The 17,014-nt window shown below is 52.2% G+C and carries 14 protein-coding genes and 1 pseudogene; 2 read left to right on the plus strand and 13 right to left on the minus strand.

Annotation, left to right across the window (positions count from 1 at the left end; all coding sequences use genetic code 11):
• Positions 1–29: 29 nt before the first annotated feature.
• From DESPR_RS02645 to DESPR_RS18880, 5 genes and pseudogenes are all read right to left on the minus strand, one after another.
• Complete coding sequence (locus tag DESPR_RS02645; RefSeq protein ID WP_015723266.1) at positions 30–1,397, minus strand: phosphohexomutase domain-containing protein; 1,368 nt, start codon at positions 1,395–1,397, stop codon at positions 30–32.
• On the minus strand, positions 1,394–2,830 hold the full coding sequence (locus DESPR_RS02650; protein ID WP_015723267.1) for a mannose-1-phosphate guanylyltransferase/mannose-6-phosphate isomerase: 1,437 nt from the start codon (positions 2,828–2,830) through the stop codon (positions 1,394–1,396). The genes DESPR_RS02645 and DESPR_RS02650 overlap by 4 nt, the downstream gene beginning before the upstream one ends.
• A 171-nt stretch (positions 2,831–3,001) precedes the next feature.
• Positions 3,002–4,406 (minus strand): annotated as a pseudogene (locus tag DESPR_RS02655) (IS4 family transposase).
• 541 nt (positions 4,407–4,947) lie between these two features.
• Positions 4,948–5,841 carry an IS3 family transposase gene (locus DESPR_RS02660; RefSeq protein ID WP_043769577.1) on the minus strand — a complete coding sequence of 298 codons (894 nt, stop codon included), beginning with the start codon at positions 5,839–5,841 and terminating at the stop codon, positions 4,948–4,950.
• Positions 5,842–5,876: 35 nt separating this feature from the next.
• Complete coding sequence (locus DESPR_RS18880) at positions 5,877–6,185, minus strand: transposase (protein WP_043770480.1); 309 nt, start codon at positions 6,183–6,185, stop codon at positions 5,877–5,879.
• A gap of 16 nt (positions 6,186–6,201) precedes the next feature.
• Between DESPR_RS18880 and tnpA the strand changes: the two genes are divergently transcribed.
• Both tnpA and DESPR_RS02675 read left to right on the plus strand, forming a co-directional pair.
• Positions 6,202–6,612, plus strand: coding sequence for an IS200/IS605 family transposase (tnpA, locus tag DESPR_RS02670; RefSeq protein WP_043769580.1), 411 nt, complete (start codon positions 6,202–6,204; stop codon positions 6,610–6,612).
• Between the two features lie 212 nt (positions 6,613–6,824).
• Positions 6,825–8,153, plus strand: a complete 1,329-nt coding sequence (locus tag DESPR_RS02675; protein ID WP_015723269.1) for an IS1380 family transposase — start codon at positions 6,825–6,827, stop codon at positions 8,151–8,153.
• 203 nt (positions 8,154–8,356) lie between these two features.
• On the opposite strand, the gene DESPR_RS17700 is transcribed toward DESPR_RS02675, so the two are convergent.
• The 8 genes from DESPR_RS17700 to rfbB form a co-directional block, all read right to left on the minus strand.
• Complete coding sequence (locus DESPR_RS17700) at positions 8,357–9,439, minus strand: acyltransferase family protein (protein WP_169701512.1); 1,083 nt, start codon at positions 9,437–9,439, stop codon at positions 8,357–8,359.
• Positions 9,440–9,693: 254 nt separating this feature from the next.
• Positions 9,694–11,022 (minus strand): IS1380 family transposase, encoded by a 1,329-nt coding sequence (locus tag DESPR_RS02680; protein WP_015723262.1) that lies wholly within the window; start codon positions 11,020–11,022, stop codon positions 9,694–9,696.
• 158 nt (positions 11,023–11,180) lie between these two features.
• Positions 11,181–11,966 carry an ABC transporter ATP-binding protein gene (locus DESPR_RS02685; RefSeq protein ID WP_425513480.1) on the minus strand — a complete coding sequence of 262 codons (786 nt, stop codon included), beginning with the start codon at positions 11,964–11,966 and terminating at the stop codon, positions 11,181–11,183.
• Positions 11,873–13,369, minus strand: a complete 1,497-nt coding sequence (locus DESPR_RS02690; protein ID WP_015723272.1) for an ABC transporter permease — start codon at positions 13,367–13,369, stop codon at positions 11,873–11,875. The genes DESPR_RS02685 and DESPR_RS02690 overlap by 94 nt, the downstream gene beginning before the upstream one ends.
• Before the next feature lie 223 nt (positions 13,370–13,592).
• Entirely contained in the window at positions 13,593–14,141 is a 549-nt protein-coding gene (gene rfbC, locus DESPR_RS02695) for a dTDP-4-dehydrorhamnose 3,5-epimerase (protein ID WP_043770486.1), read from the minus strand.
• Positions 14,141–15,019, minus strand: coding sequence for a glucose-1-phosphate thymidylyltransferase RfbA (gene rfbA, locus DESPR_RS02700; RefSeq protein WP_015723274.1), 879 nt, complete (start codon positions 15,017–15,019; stop codon positions 14,141–14,143). The genes rfbC and rfbA overlap by 1 nt, the downstream gene beginning before the upstream one ends.
• An 11-nt stretch (positions 15,020–15,030) precedes the next feature.
• Positions 15,031–15,918: a dTDP-4-dehydrorhamnose reductase gene (gene rfbD / locus DESPR_RS02705; protein WP_015723275.1), complete on the minus strand. Its 888-nt coding sequence runs from the start codon at positions 15,916–15,918 to the stop codon at positions 15,031–15,033.
• Positions 15,919–15,921: 3 nt separating this feature from the next.
• Positions 15,922–16,983, minus strand: a complete 1,062-nt coding sequence (gene rfbB, locus DESPR_RS02710) for a dTDP-glucose 4,6-dehydratase (RefSeq protein ID WP_015723276.1) — start codon at positions 16,981–16,983, stop codon at positions 15,922–15,924.
• Between the last annotated feature and the right edge of the window lie 31 nt (positions 16,984–17,014).

The raw sequence follows: 17,014 nt of genomic DNA on the forward strand, positions 1-17,014 counted from the left end.
GAAAGTCAGATAGAAAAGCAGGTCGGCTGTCAGGCTGCGTCTCTAATGATCTTTTCGACTTTCCGCACACACTCGTCTATCAGCACAGCATCGCCGCGCGACTCGACATTCAGGCGCAGCAACGGCTCGGTGTTGGAAGCGCGCAGATTCATCCGCCACTGAGTAAAATCCAGACTGATCCCGTCGGTTCGATCGACAGCCGGCTTGAGGGTGGCAAAATGGCTCTCCACCGCGCGGATGGCGGCCAAGGTATCAGCGACCCGATAATTGATCTCCCCGCTGCAGGGATACAGGGCTTCGCGGTCATTGACCAGGCTGGACAACGGCTTGCCGGTGGTGCTCATCAGTTCGGCCACCAGAAGCCAGGGGATCATGCCGCTATCACAGTAGGCAAAATCGCGAAAATAATGATGGGCGCTCATTTCTCCACCGTAAATGGCGTTTTCCGCGCGCATGCGTTCCTTGATGAAGGCGTGGCCGGTCTTGCTTTGAATGGGAATGCCGCCAGCTTTACTGACGATATCGATGGTATTCCAAGTCAGCCGCGGGTCATGTATGATCTTTGCGCCGGACGCATGGGCCAGGAATGCGGCGGCCAGCAATCCAACAACATAGTACCCCTCGATGAAACGGCCGTGTTCGTCGAAAAAAAAGCAGCGATCGAAATCACCATCCCAGGCCAGACCCATGTCCGCCCGATGGGCGATGACGGCCTCGCTGGTGGCGGCGCGGTTTTCCGGCAGCAACGGATTGGGAATGCCATGGGGAAAGGTCCCGTCTGGCTGATGGTGGATCTTGATCATCTGTAACGGCACGGCCAGTTCACGGAATCGACATTCAAGAGCGTCCAAGACATGGCCGGCGGCACCGTTGCCTGCGTTGACCACCAGTTTAAGTGGCTGGATCCGGGATGGGGCAATATAACGGAGCAGGTGGTCGACATACGGTTCGAGGATGGACAGGCTGCTTTGCTTGCCCCGTTGTACCGGGGCTGAAAAGGCGTTCTCTTCAGCCAGTCGTTGGATTTCCTTGAGGCCGGTATCGCCGCTGATGGGGCGAGCCCCACCACGGACCAGTTTCATGCCGTTATAGTCGATAGGGTTGTGGCTGGCGGTTATTTCGATTCCTCCATCCACATCGAGATAAAAGGCGGCAAAATACACCTCCTCCGTGCCGACGAGGCCTATATCGATCACATCGGTCCCGGCATCGAGCAACCCCTCGGTCACGACGGCCTTGAGCGCCTCGCTGCTCAGGCGAACGTCACTCCCGACAACCACCCGACGGGCGCACAGGTGTTCCCCAAACGCCCGGCCAATGCGACGGGCGATGTCCTCGTTCAGCTCGGAACCGAGTTTGCCTCGAATGTCATAAGCCTTGAAACAGGAAAGAGTCATTGGCATCGTCCGTACTTGTCACTCAGGCGGACGATGTCGTCTTCACCGAGATACTCGCCGCTCTGGACTTCAATCATGACCAGATTAAGAATACCTGGATTTTCAAGCCGATGCGAACAGCCGGCTGGAATGTAGGTAGATTCATTGGCACCGACCAGCAGTTCCTGATCACCATTGGTTACCTTTGCCATGCCGTTGACGACAATCCAGTGTTCGCTGCGATGGTGGTGCATCTGCAGGCTGAGACTAGCACCCGGCTTGACCTCGATTCGTTTGATCTTGAACCGTGGCCCCTCCTCGAGGACAGTGTAGCTCCCCCAAGGACGAAAAACGGTCCGGTGCAGTTTGTAGGCGTCGTGGTTCTGTTTTTTTAGCAGGGTAACCACTTTTTTCACGTCCTGCGCCTTGTCCGGGGGAACGATCAGGAGAGCGTCGGCCGTATCGACAATGATTAAGTCGTCGACCCCGACCGTAGCGATCAGGCGTTCTTCGCTTTGCGCAAAGATATTGTGGCTGTCGACAAAGAGGCATTCACCGATCCCGCGGTTGTTGTCGGCATCAGCTTTTATCAGCTGGCTGACCGCGCTCCAGGAACCGATGTCGCTCCAGCCAATGTCGGCCGGCAAGACGGCAATGTTCGCTGAGCGTTCCAGTAAGGCATAATCCACCGAGATGTCGGGGAACTGTTCGAAATGTTTGGCAGGGATCTCAAGCATGTTCGCATCGGCTTTTGTGGTGTGTCGCAGCTCTTGCCAACAGGCTTGGGCAGTTTGGAAAATGTCCGGCGCATGCAGGGCAAATTCGTTGAGCACAGTACCCGCTAAAAAACAAAACATTCCGGAATTCCAATAAAAATTTCCAGACGAGACGTATTTTTGCGCGGTTTCTACATCAGGTTTTTCCACAAAACGTAGAACGGACCTGCCCGGTGGAATGTTCGGACCGGCTTCAATGTATCCAAATCCTGTTTCCGGCATGGAGGGGACGATGCCGAAGGTTACCAGGCGTCCTTGTCGGGCTAAAATTTCAGCATTTTGCACTGCCTCGGCAAAGGCTTCTTGCCGTTGAACCAAGTGGTCAGCGGGCAGGACCAAGAGGCAAGCATCGCGATCAAATTGCTCAGCAACCATGAATGCGGACATAATGATCGCTGCGGCCGTATTGCGACCAAAAGGCTCCAGCAGAAAGGTGTTGCGACATTCAACGTCACCCACCCGCGCCTTGGTTAATTCGTCCTTGCTCATGAAAAAATAGTCGCGATTTGTGGCTGTCAGAATCTGCCCACCCTGGGCGACTGCCGCGGCACGCAGGTAGGTCTTTAGGAGCAGGCTTTGCCCATCGGTCAACTGCATAAAAGGTTTGGGGTGCCCTTGGCGGGAAACCGGCCAAAGGCGTGTTCCTGCACCACCGGAAAGAATTAGGGGAATGAGCATAGGGAGAGAGCCTGTCGTTTTCGGTTTATTGGTTTTCGATTGTGCAACACCGGATAGTGGTCCGGTCGCCGGATAGACCCTCGGGTATGGATAAGTCTTGAAGGGGCGAATGATATTGCGGTTAGAGTCAAATGTTGTTGATACTACCAAAGAGACAGCTTGGCTTCAAGCTCAAGTTTCTGACTTGCTCCAACTTGCTGTTATTAGGTTTGTAACGTGGGTCAATCTCTTTCCTGTTTGCAGCATATCAACGGCAAAGCCCATGACTGCATCAACAATGGCAAGCACTGCATCTTCGGCGATGATGCCGGCAGCCCTGACTTTGCTCAAGGCCAGATTGAGCAGCCGCTGCATGGCCTCAACCAGACTCAGGTCCTGCTGCTCTTCGCTGCAAGTGTAAAAGAGCGAGCCAAGGGTGCGGGGATCGTCATGACAGCGTTGCTCGAAAGCCAGGAAGACATAGCGACTCATGACAATGGTGATATGGCCGATGATGCCGTCAAAATCCCGCAGTTGGGTCTCCCGTTCGAGGTTGAGGTAGTGCATCATCTTGAAGAACACCTCGATATCCCACCGTTTGCCGTAGATGCGGACAATTTCTTCGTCGGCGAGGTCAATCTTGGTCGAGAGGATGGCCAACCATTGGCGTTTGTGGCTGTGGCGGACAAAAACGATTTTGACCTTCCGCTCCTTTTTGGTTTCCACCACCACGCTGGCCAGAATCCTGGCCTTGCCCCGCCGCTTTTTCAGCTTGGCGAAGAGCCGCCCCAGCCTCAACCATTATTGCCCTTGATGGCGGTAAAAGACCTTCGGCATGTCCTTGCCCATGCAGATCACCGGCAGATGTTTGCCCAAGGTGGCAAGCAGGGCTGGGAAGGCAAACCAACTGTCCATCAGGATGGTAGTCGGCCCGGATGCCCAACGTCAACACCCGCTTTACCATGGTTTCCAGATGCTCGGTGGATTTGGTCATGGCCTCCACTCTGCGTTTGTAGCCGCAGTACCGCTTGTCCATCTCTTTCTTGATCCCCTGCAATCGCTTGCTTGCCTCGGAGGCGGAACAGAGAATGAAATCAAGCGGCAGGAAACTTACTCCATCCGACCAGCCCAGGGTCATGAGCTTGAACCCTTTCAAGCTGCGGTTGGCGTTGTGGTCATGCACCCAGGCGAGCAATTCGACCACTTTGGAGCGGGACCGGTCATAGGTGCTGTCATCGATGATCAGCACCTTCTCACGTTGCTCGCTGGTCAGTACGTCCATGAACCGAACCACCACGGTTACCAATCCCAGCAGAAATTTCCGCCAGTTATACCGAGGATTCTTCAAGAACTCGTAGGCGGCATCCTTGCGGAATTCCAACTCCGGGTTGTTCACGATCCCGCGAGAGAAATTGACCCCGCTAAACGGCAAGGAGAAGATGGCGGCGAACACCGCCAGCGGTTTTACCCCTCGCAATTTGCGGATGCCGCTGCCACCCAGCAGGGTGCCAACCCTGAAATCCTCCAGAAAGGAGGAAATCCGGTTTTGCAGTCGTTTTGCCTCTTGTTGCTCCAGGTAGTATTGGGTATGGTTCATCTGAGCCTTTTCTTTTTGATATCATTAGGTATTTTCGCAAATCCAACATATCAGAATGCAAAAGGCTTTTCACATTAAAATGACATTATTTCAGGAGGTTGGCCGTCGATTTTTCTTGGCCACGCCAACCCCGAAACTTGAGAACAAGGAAAGAGCTCGTTTTTTTTGCAGTGTTTCGGAAAGATGCTGTTTACACAGGGGAATCTTGAAATTTAGCTTAGCAAGCCCCGGCACCATTCAGCGGCAATTTTATTCACAAAGACCATGCTCTTCTGGCTTTTAATCCGATCGGTTTTGCACCTTGGCGGTGCCTCGCTCTGTGCTCGATGGCGGTCTTTTGCCAGTTTGCCGCACTCCGGGCACACTTCACCTGCTTGCAGCCAGAAGCATCCCCATTCGGTCAATGTTGTACACCAGGTTGCGCAAGCCGATCTTAGAATGGACAATCTTGCCGTTTGCAGTAAGGACTCCGAAGGAGCCGTATTGTCTTTTTGAGAGAGCATCGGGTTTGCCGACGGCGCCCGAAGCCGTTTTGTCTTCCTCAGTTCTCTGGCCGCTTCCAGTTTCCGGTCCCGCTCTTTTGAAAAATTTCCTGCTCCCTGCCACTGAGCTTGTCCACTGGAGCCACGTAGCCAATGGCGCTATGCAGCCGGACGTTGTTGTAGTGGGCAATGAACTTCTCCACCATCCTCCGGGCATCGTCAAGGGAAAGCGGTACGCCGGGGCGAATGCACTCTCCCTTGATGGTGGCATGAAATCGCTCCAACTTGCCGTTGGACTGCGGATAGTACGGTGATGTCCGCACGTGCGTCATGCCGGAGAGCCGGATGAATTCCTTGAAATCCTTGGCAATGAATTGCGGGCCGTTATCGGAGATGATCCGAGGCCGGGCTTCGGGGTATTTCTCCTTGGCCCGTTGGACAATGATCTCCACATCCTGCTCCGTCATCTGCTCCCGGATCTCCCAATGAACGATGAAACGGCTGCAGCCGTCGAGCAGGCTGCATAGATAATAAAAGGTGCCGCAGATATTGAGATGTGACACATCGATATGCCAATGTTCATGAGGACGAAGCGGTTGCACGAAGCCATTTCCCTTGGCGCTGTTTTTTCGGTTCCACTTCTTGAGCAAACCGGCCTTGGCCAAGACTCGCCAGGTACTACTCGGACTGACGGCAACAATGTCCCGATCAAGCATCATGAACGTCAACCGCCGATACCCTTCCAGGGGATGATCGAGCGCAAACCGGATGATGGCCTCCTGCTCCCAGGACTCCAGCCAGAAGTCACGAGGGATTAGACCGTTATGTTCGTTTGCCTTGCCGTAACGGCCAATCCAGGCGTAAAATTTACTCCGCGCCACGCCAAGCCAGACGATGAGCCTGTTGGTGGGTATTTCTGCTTTTGCACTCCACCGGCGACTGAAATCAACCACGGCATCGCGGGTGTCATGGGGAACCCAACCGCCATTCAGAGCTCCCCAAGTTCTTTTTTTAACTGGATATGCTCCTCCAGCAGTTCCGAAAGCACTTCATGTTTCCGGCGCAATTTCTCCTCAAGCTCACGAATGCGCTTCTCCTCCGCCTGCTGTTTGCTCTTTCCTTCACGGGCAAACGCTGAAGCCCCTTTTTCAAAGAACTGCTTCTGCCAATCGTAAAAAATCTTCGGCTGCAATTGGTATTCGTCGCACAAATCCGAAACCGCCTCTCGGCCAACCAAGTGCCGTTTCAGGATAAAGACCTTCTCTTCAGGGCTGTAGTTGTGACGCTTCTTTCGCATGGACTTCCCTCCGTTCATGATGGTTTATCATAAACGGCAGGATTGTCCTATTCCTGTTGAACCAAGACACTACGCCGTGCTGGTTGGAGACCTTGCCATCCGAGTGCGCGAGCTTGTCCGCCAAACTTGTGAACGGTACGAGATTCAGATTTTGCGAGGAGTGGTCAGCAAGGATCATATCCACATTTTGGTGTCAGCACCTCCTGACATATCGCCATCCACCATCATGAGATGGGTGAAGGGACGAACATCGCGGAAAATATTCGAAGAATTTCCGCATGTGAAAAAGCGGTATTGGGGCCAGCATTTTTGGGCACGGGGCTATTTCTGTGCCACAGCCGGCGAATTGACGAAAGAAATGATTCAGGAGTATCTTTCGCATCATTTTGAGCCCAAACCTCATGACGGCTTCGATGTCGAGCCATGAACCGGCTGCGCAGCCTGCCGGTATTGCTGGACTTTCAGTCCGCGATTCCGAACCCACCGACTTCAAGTCGGTGGTTGTTTAGTTTCAATATTCCCTGAATCAGTGAAAAACGATCAGTAACCAGGACTATATTTTTCAATTAACACATTGATATTTAATTATAAATATTGCAATATCCGCCTGTCCAGAAAACTCACTCGACAGGTGAAAACATGAAGCGATTGATCCTCGAACAGAGCAGCGACGAATTCTACACCAGCCACTCCGGGTTGGCCCTGGCTGGCGCCTGCATCAACCGGTACAGCGACCTTGGCCGTTCTGTCGGCAGGGTGGCCAAGGGGAGCGATCACATTGCCGAGATCGACATCCTTCGCAGCTATCTCGGCCTGCTTTGTCTGGGCAAAAGCGATTATCAGGCCATTGCCGCCATGCGTGAAGACGACTATTTCAAGCAGTCCCTGGGGATCGGCCGGATGCCCTCGGTCGAGCGGTTGCGGCAGCGATTGGATGAGGCCGGAACCAACCTTGTTCCGGTCATCCATCGAAGTTCGCGAATCATGCTCAAGCGGCTCAAGGCCCCAGTCACCGGCTACCGGAACGGTCTGGTCCCCCTGGATGTGGATGTCTTCCCTCAGGATAACTCCAACACCAAGAAGGAAGGCGTCAGCCGCACCTACAAGAACTACGATGGTTATGCACCCATCGCCGCCTATCTCGGCAAGGAGGGTTGGTGCCTGGAGGTGGAACTCCGGCCGGGAAGTCAGCATAGCCAGAATGGGTTTGTCGACTTTCTCAACCGGGTGATTGCCGGCGCCAAGGAGCTGAGCGAGCAGCCGCTGCTGGTTCGCGCAGACGCGGGCAACGATGCTCTCGAGACCCTGGTCGCCCTGGAAAACGTTGAGAAGACCCACTACATCGTCAAATGGAATCCCCGGAAAAGTGACACCATCGCCTGGCGCGATAAAGTGTTTGCCGAGGGGCCGGTGAAGACGCCCCGGCCAGGGAAGCGGGTCGGCACCATGGTCGTCGAGGAACGTAAAGAGATCGACGAAACACCCTATACCTTCAAGCGAATCGTCCGGGTGACCGAGCGGACCATCGATAAAAACGGTCAGTTTCTCCTCACTCCGGATATTGCCCTTGAGGGCTGGTGGACCAACCTTGCGATGGTGCCAGAAGATGTGATCGAGCTCTATCGGCAGCATGCGACGTCGGAGCAGTTCCATAGCGAGTTCAAGACCGATCTGGATTTCGAACGGCTGCCCAGCGGCAAGTTTGCCACCAACGCCCTGGTGATGGCTTTGGGCGCCTTTGCCTACAACATCCTCCGCTTTATCGGGCAAACGGGTCTGATCGCCCCCTTTGGACCGGTAAGGCATTCGGCCAAACGCAGACGGCTGAGAACCGTGATCCAAGAGTTGATGTATCTGGCCGGACGGCTCATCACCACCGGTCGGCGATTGAAGTTGCGTTTCAGCCGGCATTGTCCGGCGTTCACCGCTTTCAGCGTTGTGTATTCGCGGCTTATTCCGGCCAGCTAAGCAAGATTTGCTGGTCAATCAGCACGATACACGGCAACCGTGCCTTCGCTTCACCCAATAACGATTTTTTCAAGGATCAAGACGCCAAAATGACCGTAGCGTTCGGTTGATAAGCAACAGCATCAGCCCACAAGGCTGACAATCGCCCCCGACAGACCTGAAAGAGGAAATCCGGTCGAGGGCGTCACGGATTCAGGTATTCCCTAAATTTGCTTTTTAATTTTTATCCTTATGTGTTGAATTGGTTCATCTATATACCTGATGAACAGAAATGAAAAAAATAATACAAAGATAACGGATAATATAAAGATGAAGAGACCTTCTTGTCTGTATTTGTTAAAATTTGATTGCTGTAACATTAAAAAAGAAACAATTAAACCGCATTGCCAATGGAGAATATAAATAGGGTACGAATAGTTTCCTATAATTTTATCTATATATTTATTTATATTAAATATTTTTTCTCCTATTGATAAGCTATAAACAATGAGAGAACATATTATTAAATTTAAATAAAATCCTGTTTCTATCCAGTATCCAGTATAATTTCTTTTAATGTATGACCAAAAAGAAACATTTAATAACATTAATAAAAATAAAAATATTGGTTGTATTTTTATTGAATAATAAATTTGAGTAAAAAAAGTATTCTTTGATATAAAATAAATTGCTGACCCAATTGAAAATGGTAATGAGGCAGCTGCTATTGTAAAATATCGAGTCTGCCATGGCCATCCAACAATGAAACTATAAAATACATATATAATTGAAACGAAAATCCATGTATATATTCTGTATATATTCTTTGAAATTCCAATGCAAATTAAAATGTAGAAAAATATTTCAATGGTAAGTGCCCAAGTCGGAGGAACAAGTCTTGGATTCATGCTACCTTCAATTGTTGGATGAAATAGAATTAAAAAATTGAAAAGAGCTTCTTTTGTTGAGCTTGGCATAAACATGCTTCCATGAAATTTTTTTACAAACTCAGGGCCAAGAATTAATATTAAAATAATTGAAATCAATGCAGCCGCCAAATATTGAGGATATAATCTTAAAATTCTATTTATAGCAAAAGAAAATCGTCCAGAGCTTGTGTATCCATATGTTTCATGCATAATTAACGTCATTAAATATCCACTAATAATGTAAAAACCGAATACAGGATAAGTTCCTAGAGGCAGGAACCCTAAAAACAAATGATGTACCATTACCATTACAGCAAGTGTTGTGCGATACAAACCAAACATTTCATTTTCTCTCTTGTTAACTGGTACATAAATCACCGAATATTTCGGTGTATTTGATGATGGGGATGGCGGAAGAAACTCTTTGCCTTGTCCTTATCCTGAATCCGTGACGCCCTCGACCGGACCTCCTCGTTTGGGTCAGGCAGGGGCGATTGTCAGCCTTGCGGGCTGACACTGTGCTTGTCCACCGAACGCTACGGTTAATCTGGCGACTTTTTCATTGAAAAATCCGCATCTGCGCGAAACGAGGACAGGGGTATCCTGTATCACTCTGACTTTTTATTGTTTTCTTAATTTGCCGTCATCAGCCCCGAGTACACGGCACTGAAGGCGGCAAAGGCCGGGCAATGCCGGCTGAAGCGCAGCTTCAATCGCCTGCTGGTGGTGAGCAGCCGTCCGGCCAGATACATCAGCTCTTGGATCACAGTTCTCAGCCGTCTGCGTTTGGCCGAATGCCTCACCGGTCCAAAGGGGGCGATCTGGCCCGTCTGCCCGATAAAGCGGAGGATATTGTAGGCAAAGGCGCCCAAAGCCATCACCAGGGCGTTGGTGGCAAACTTGCCGTTCGGCAGCCGTTCGAGATCCAAGTCGGTCTTGAACTCGCTATGGAACTGCTCCGAGGTGGCATGCTGCCGATAGAGTTCGATCACATCTTCCGCAGCTGTCGTAAGGTCGGTCCACCAGCCCTCAAGGGTGATCTCCGGAGCGAGGAGAAACTGACCTTTTTTATCGATGGTCCGCTCAGTCACCCTGACGATTCGTTTGAAGGTATAGGTTATTTCTTCGACCTTTTTGCGCTCTTCGACGATTAGGGCGCCGACCCGCTTCCCTTCTCTGGGAGTCTTGACCGGTCCCTCGGCAAACACCCTGTCGCGCCAGGCGATGACATCGCTTTCCCGGGGATTCCATTTGACGATGTAGTGGGTCTGCTCCGCGTCTTCCAGGGCGACCAAGGTCTCGAGGGCATCGTTGCCCGCGTCCGCGCGAACCCTGAGCGGCTGCTTGGTCAGATCCTTGGCGCCGGAAATCACCCGCTTGATGAAGTTGACAAACCCCTTCTGGCTATGCTGGCTGCCCGGCCGGAGTTCCCCCTCCAGGCACCAGCCCTCCATGCCGAGATAGGCAGCCATGGGAGCATAGCCATCGTAGTTCTTGTAGGTGCGGCTGACACCTTCCTTCTTGGTGTTGGAGTTATCCTGGGAAAAGACGTCCACATCCAGGGGGACCAGACCGCTCCGGTAGCCGGTGATCGGGGCTTTGAGCCGCTTGAGCATGGTTCGCGAACTTCGATTGACCACCGGGATCAGCTCAGTTCCGGCCTCGTCCAGTCGTTGCCGCAGCCGCTCGACCGAGGGCACCCGGCCGATACCCAGGGCCTGTTTGAAATAGTCGTCCTCTCGCATGGCGGCAATGGCCTGATAATCGCTCTTGCCCAGACACAACAGGCCCAGATAGCTGCGCAGGATATCGATCTCGGTAATGTGATCGCTCCCCTTGGCCGCCCTGCCGACATACCGGCCAAGGTCACTGTACCGGTTGATGCAGGCGCCAGCCAAGGCCAGCCCGGAGTGGCTGGTGTAGAATTCTTCGCTGCTTTGCTCCAGGAGCATTCGTTTCATGTTTTCGCCTGCTGAGTGAGTTTTTCGAACAAGAGCATACTGCAATATTTTTATAAAAATTTCAATAATTTGATTTTAGAATCAGCTCTGTTTTATTGCTGATTTTTCACTGATTAAGGACTTATTGTTCCACCGCTTTTTCCTGGGAGGAATGTTCACTACAATGCAACTGTTCGATCGCACAACTTGGAGATCTGGCTTTCCGAATGAGAGACAAGCACCACGGTTTGTTCCGAATGAATCTTGCGCAACATTTCCTTTTCTGCCTTTTGCCGGAAGCCTTTATCCCCAACGCTCAGAACTTCATCCAGTAACAAAACATCTGGCGTCATGAACATGGCAACCGCAAAACCGAGCCGAGCCCGCATGCCCGTTGAGTAGGTACGGACTGGTTCGGTCATGAAATCACCGAGTTCGGAAAATTCAGTTATTGCTTCCAGGTTGCCCTCAACCTGGGATCGGGAATAACCGAGCAACATGCCGCTGAAGATGGCATTATCCCTGCCTGATAGGTTACCGTCAAACCCTACCTGCAAGGCCAGCAGAGACACTGTAACCCCATGGTTAATGATCTCGCCCTCATCGGGCTCGATAATCCCTGCTAATACCCGTAGCAGGGTCGATTTGCCTGCTCCGTTACGACCAATGATACCGATTGTTTCCCCACGACGGATGTCTAAATCGATTCCGCGCAAGGCCTGGTAGTAGGTAACCTTTCGAAACAGGTTGCCTCGGCGTTTATAGCGTACCCCAACATTCCGTAGCGAAAGGATTATTTTGTCCGTTTTTGGGAGAGTAGGTTGATCGGTCATTGGCATCGTGTCTTGTTGTGTCGATTCTATTGGTGCACTCATTCGAGTACCACTCTGGGGAAAGTCGATTTCAAGCGCCGATAACCCAGCAGTACGAAAACTAAGGCCAATGAAGCGCCTAGTGCGAGCCATCCCAGCAACTCCCAGGCCGGCCAACTTTGATGCACAAAAATCAATCGGTACTGGTGCAGGATATTGGCGACGGGATTTACCAAGAACAGTACTCGCCATGCTTCGGGTATACTTTCCAAAGGTATGAAGACTCCGCTGCAGAAGAGCAGAAATTGAATGGCCGTGGGGACCAGGTAGGCAACATCGCGGATAAAAGGAACAATCATCGCTACCAAACAGCTCGTTGCAACGATGAGTGTTAAATGAACAAAAAAAATGGGAAGAAAGCCTAACCAGTACACTGTTGGCGGAAGGTCGACCAAGATCAGGAATAGGGCAAGCATGATAAATACCAGCATCTGCTTACCCAGATTTTGGAAAATGGAAACCAGCGGAAAAAACAGGGGTGAGAGGCGCACCTGGTGCATCAAGCCTTTTCCGGCCACGATAGAGTTGGATGACTGTTGCACCGTTTTAGAAAACCATTGAAAGGGAACAAGTCCGGTTAATAGATAGGCCAGATAATTGTCGCCACCGCGGTGGAGGATCAGCCCAAAAAAAATGTAAAAAACGGTCATGTACAGCAAGGGGTCAATGAGCCACCAGAGATACCGCAGATAGTTTTGACTTGCTTCAGACTTGAGGTTCATTTTGGCCTTGGTCAAAACCAAATCAACAAACGAGAAAAAGGAGGAGCGTGCCGGCGCCTTCATCTCCTCTGCCGGCAAAGGGTTCTGTTGGTGAAGCGATTCCAGCCATTGGTGGCCAAATTCTCGGGCCGCCTTTAGCTGTCTGGCCAATCGGTCGTCACCCAAGTGGTTGGCGGCCACGGCGGCACGTTCGTATCCGGTGGCTATTTTAGGGAATCGGACCCGCACCTCTGCCCAACGCTTAAGGGCCAGGGGCCAATCTTCAGCCGCCATGGCCAGTTCCGCATACTGTTCCCACGCTTGCGGTTCTTCTGGAAACAGGGTGCGGGCCTGGGCATTGAGCGCGAGGGCTTCCTCCATCTTCCCACAATATTGAGCAGCTTGGGCTGAAGCGTGCAGCACTTGAAGGTTACGTTGAAACATATCCCGGGCTGCGCGCGCAAGCTGATCTGCCTGCTCCATCTTCCCACAGATCAAGGCATGGCGAATTTGGGCTGCCGCCACGCCCGCGTGCCGCGGAAATTGTTCCATGGCGGTCCGCAGCAATGATTCAGCGGTATCGTGGTTACCGCATTTCTGATGGCAGATTGCCGCTTCCACCCATGCTTGCGCTTCTTGGGGATAGACTTGTCGCAATATTGCCCAACGCTGCCCCGCGATATTCCATTGCTGCTCATTCATCGCCGTGCGCGGCCACTGCGCGGCAACGCTAAATGGCGGCAGTCCGTTCTGTTTTGTTTTTATTTCCATGCCTGGTGGCGTATCCGTGACCATCGCTTCTCTTTACCAACTTTTCCGCATCAAGGCAATAAGCCTGCCTCGGCAATTCCTCACCCCGGATTCGTGTGGTCGAGGAACGGATGGTTACAGTCTGCCGAAATGAGGGTAGATTTTTTGATTGTAAAGGCTTCGTGCTTTCGTTCGTGTTCCTTGTTCATCGATACCAGGCTGCAATGAAGCCAATCGTCAAACCGGCTGGCAGAGGGTATCCTCCCATTCATGCGAAAACTTCCGCAGCCGTGAACAAAGGTGCCGTGCAATCCTTCTCGGAAAGTTGTGGCGTGTCATGCAAGGGCCAGGTTATTGCCAGATCGGGATCATTCCAACGAATTCCCCGGTCGTATTGCGGTTGGTAATATTCAGTCGTTTTATACAGAAATTCGGCCGTCTCCGACAGGACAACAAAGCCATGGGCAAATCCGGGGGGAATCCAAAACTGTCGTTTGTTGTCCGCGGAAAGATGGAGGCCTACCCAACGACCAAAGGTGGGTGATTGTTTGCGGATGTCAACCGCGACATCGAAAACCTCACCGACCACACACCGAACAAGTTTTCCTTGAGCGGCTGGAGGCAGTTGATAATGGAGACCACGCAACACTCCTCTGGTTGACCGGGAATGGTTATCCTGAACAAAATTGACCGTGAGACCGGTCAGTTGACGGAAAACGCGTTCATTGTAACTTTCATAAAAAAAGCCGCGTTCATCGCCAAAAATCTTTGGTTCGATGATCAGAAGATCCGCTATGGCTGTGGTGGTCACGTTGATCATAAAATCTTTTTTTTCAGGATGGCCAGCAGGTATTGGCCATAGCCATTTTTTGCAAGCGGCTGGGCAAGCGCGGCAAGCTGCTCGGCGTTGATCCAGCCCAAACGATAGGCTATCTCTTCTGGACAGGATATTTTCAATCCTTGCCGTTTCTCAATGGTTTGAATGAATTGGCTTGCCTCAAGCATGGATTCGTGGGTGCCCATGTCGAGCCATGCATAGCCGCGGCCCATGATCTCGACGCGCAATATATTGTTTTCGAGATAGGTTTTGTTGATGTCGGTGATTTCCAGTTCACCGCGAGCCGACGGTTTGATGCTTTTCGCGATGTCAATGACTTGATTGTCATAAAAATACAATCCAGTGACCGCGTAATTGGACTTGGATTGTTTCGGCTTTTCCTCCAGGGTGATGGCTGTTCCTCGTTCATCGAAGGAAACCACCCCATACCGCCTGGGATCCTGTACGCGGTAGACAAAAACGGTTGCCCCGCTGTTCTGGGCGCTGGCGTTGGCCAGCAGTTTATGAAATTCGTGACCGTAAAAAATATTGTCGCCAAGGACCAAGGCGACCTTATCCTGACCAATAAATCGTTCCCCAATGAGAAAGGCTTGGGCCAAGCCATCGGGACTGGGCTGAATCGCGTAGTCGAGGTGAATGCCCCATCGGGTACCGTCGCCCAGCAGTTGGGCAAATCTCGGCGTATCCTGTGGTGTGGAGATGATCAGGATATCCCGGATGCCCGCCAGCATGAGCGTGGAGAGGGGATAGTAAATCATCGGTTTGTCGAAAATCGGCAACAACTGTTTCGAGACAGCCAGCGTGGCTGGATACAGCCGGGTACCGGCGCCGCCGGCAAGAATAATGCCTTTACGCATGATTGATTTGGTCAGAGAATTTGCTGCAAAACATGGGAGAGCCCATCCTGCCAGGGGGGCAAGTGCAGGCTGAAGGTGTCGCGCAACTTGTCGGTGGCCAGTCGAGAATTGGCTGGACGGCGGGCAGGAAGGGGGTATTGGGCGGTGGTGATCGGACGGATGGATTGCGGTGTCAATTTCAGGCCCATGCCCGCGCGGAGGCTGGCAGCAACCACTGTCTGGGCAAATTCGTGCCAAGTGGTGACCCCGGCGGCGGCGAGGTGATACAGGCCGAAGGGAAAGTGCTTTTCTTCCGTCCGCTGGTACTGGCCGATCACCTGTGCGGTGATATCGGCGATCAGGGATGCCGATGTTGGGGCGCCGAACTGATCGGCTACCACGTTGAGTGTTTCCCGTTCCCCGGCAAGCTTGAGCATTGTTTTGACAAAGTTGGCTCCATGGGCGCCGAATACCCAACAGGTGCGAAAGATCAGATGCTTGTTTGTTTTTTGGCAAAGGGATTTTGTGCCAGCCAGCTTGCTTGCACCGTAGACATTCCGTGGGTTGGGCGGGTCGTTTTCGGTATGGAACCCTTGCTTGGTGCCGTCATGGACGTAATCGGTGCAGTAATGCACGACTAGGGCGCCGATTCGCGCCGCCTCTTCTCCCAGGATGCCCGGAGCTGTTCCATTGATGGCCATGGCCAAGTCCGATTCCGCTTCTGCCCGATCAACAGCGGTATATGCGGCCGGGTGGACGATGATGTCCGGTTGAATCGACCGCACCAGGGAACGGATGGCCTGTTGGTCCGTGAGATCGCAGTCGGTCTGATCCACCGCCGTAAGTGTTCCCAGCGGTGCCAAGGCCCGTTGCAGTTCAAATCCCACTTGGCCGTTTTTCCCTGTTAATAGTATGCGCATAGCTTATGCTCCGTATTGCCGAGTGACCCAATCACGATAGGCACCGCTGGTGACATTTTGAACCCAATCCTGATTGTTCAAATACCACTTCACGGTTTTGCGGATACCGCTTGTAAAGGTTTCGGAAGGCCTCCACTTGAGTTCTCGTTCGATCTTGCTGGCGTTGATGGCGTAGCGGCGGTCATGGCCAGGACGATCGGGGACAAAAATAATTTGTTGGCGGTAGCGTTTTCCTTCTGCCAACGGACGAAGTTCGTCGAGTATGGAACAAAGGGTATGGACCACCTCAAGATTGGATTTTTCGTTCCGGCCGCCAATATTGTACACTTCGCCCGGTCGGCCTTCTGCCAGCACAAGGCGGAGTGCCGCGCAGTGATCCATGACATAGAGCCAGTCCCGGATTTGTCGACCATCTCCATACAGAGGGAGCGGTTTTCCGGCCAGTGCGTTGTGAATGCACAGGGGAATCAATTTTTCGGGGAATTGATAGGGACCATAGTTATTGGAACAGTTGGTGGTCAATACCGGAAGACCGTAGGTGTGGTGGTAGGCGCGGAGCAAGTGGTCGCTGGCGGCCTTGCTGGCGGAGTATGGGCTGTTGGGCGCATATTGACTCTGTTCGTTGAAAGCGGCTGCATCGGGGGATAATGTGCCGAAAACTTCATCGGTGGAGATGTGGAGGAAGCGAAAGTTTTCTCGAGCTTCTTCGCTGAGGTTGTTCCAATAGGCCCTCGTCGCTTCAAGCAAACGGAAGGTTCCGACGATGTTGGTCTGAATAAAGTCTTCCGGTCCATGAATACTGCGGTCGACATGCGATTCGGCGGCGAAATTGATGATGGCCCGTGGCCGATGTTGACTGAGCAAATGGGCGATGTGGTCAAACTCGCCGATATCGCTCTTGATAAAAAAATACCGGGAATCGTTCGCGATCGAAGCCAGGTTCTCCAGGTTGCCGGCGTAGGTCAAGGTGTCCAGGTTGATAACCGTTTCGTCACTGTGGCGCAGCCATTCGAGAATAAAATTGCTTCCTATGAAACCGGCACCACCGGTAACGAATATAGCCATATAGGGAAAAATACTGTGTTAGCGTTGCGGC

It is taken from the genome of Desulfobulbus propionicus DSM 2032 (genome assembly GCF_000186885.1).
Lineage (GTDB): Bacteria > Desulfobacterota > Desulfobulbia > Desulfobulbales > Desulfobulbaceae > Desulfobulbus > Desulfobulbus propionicus.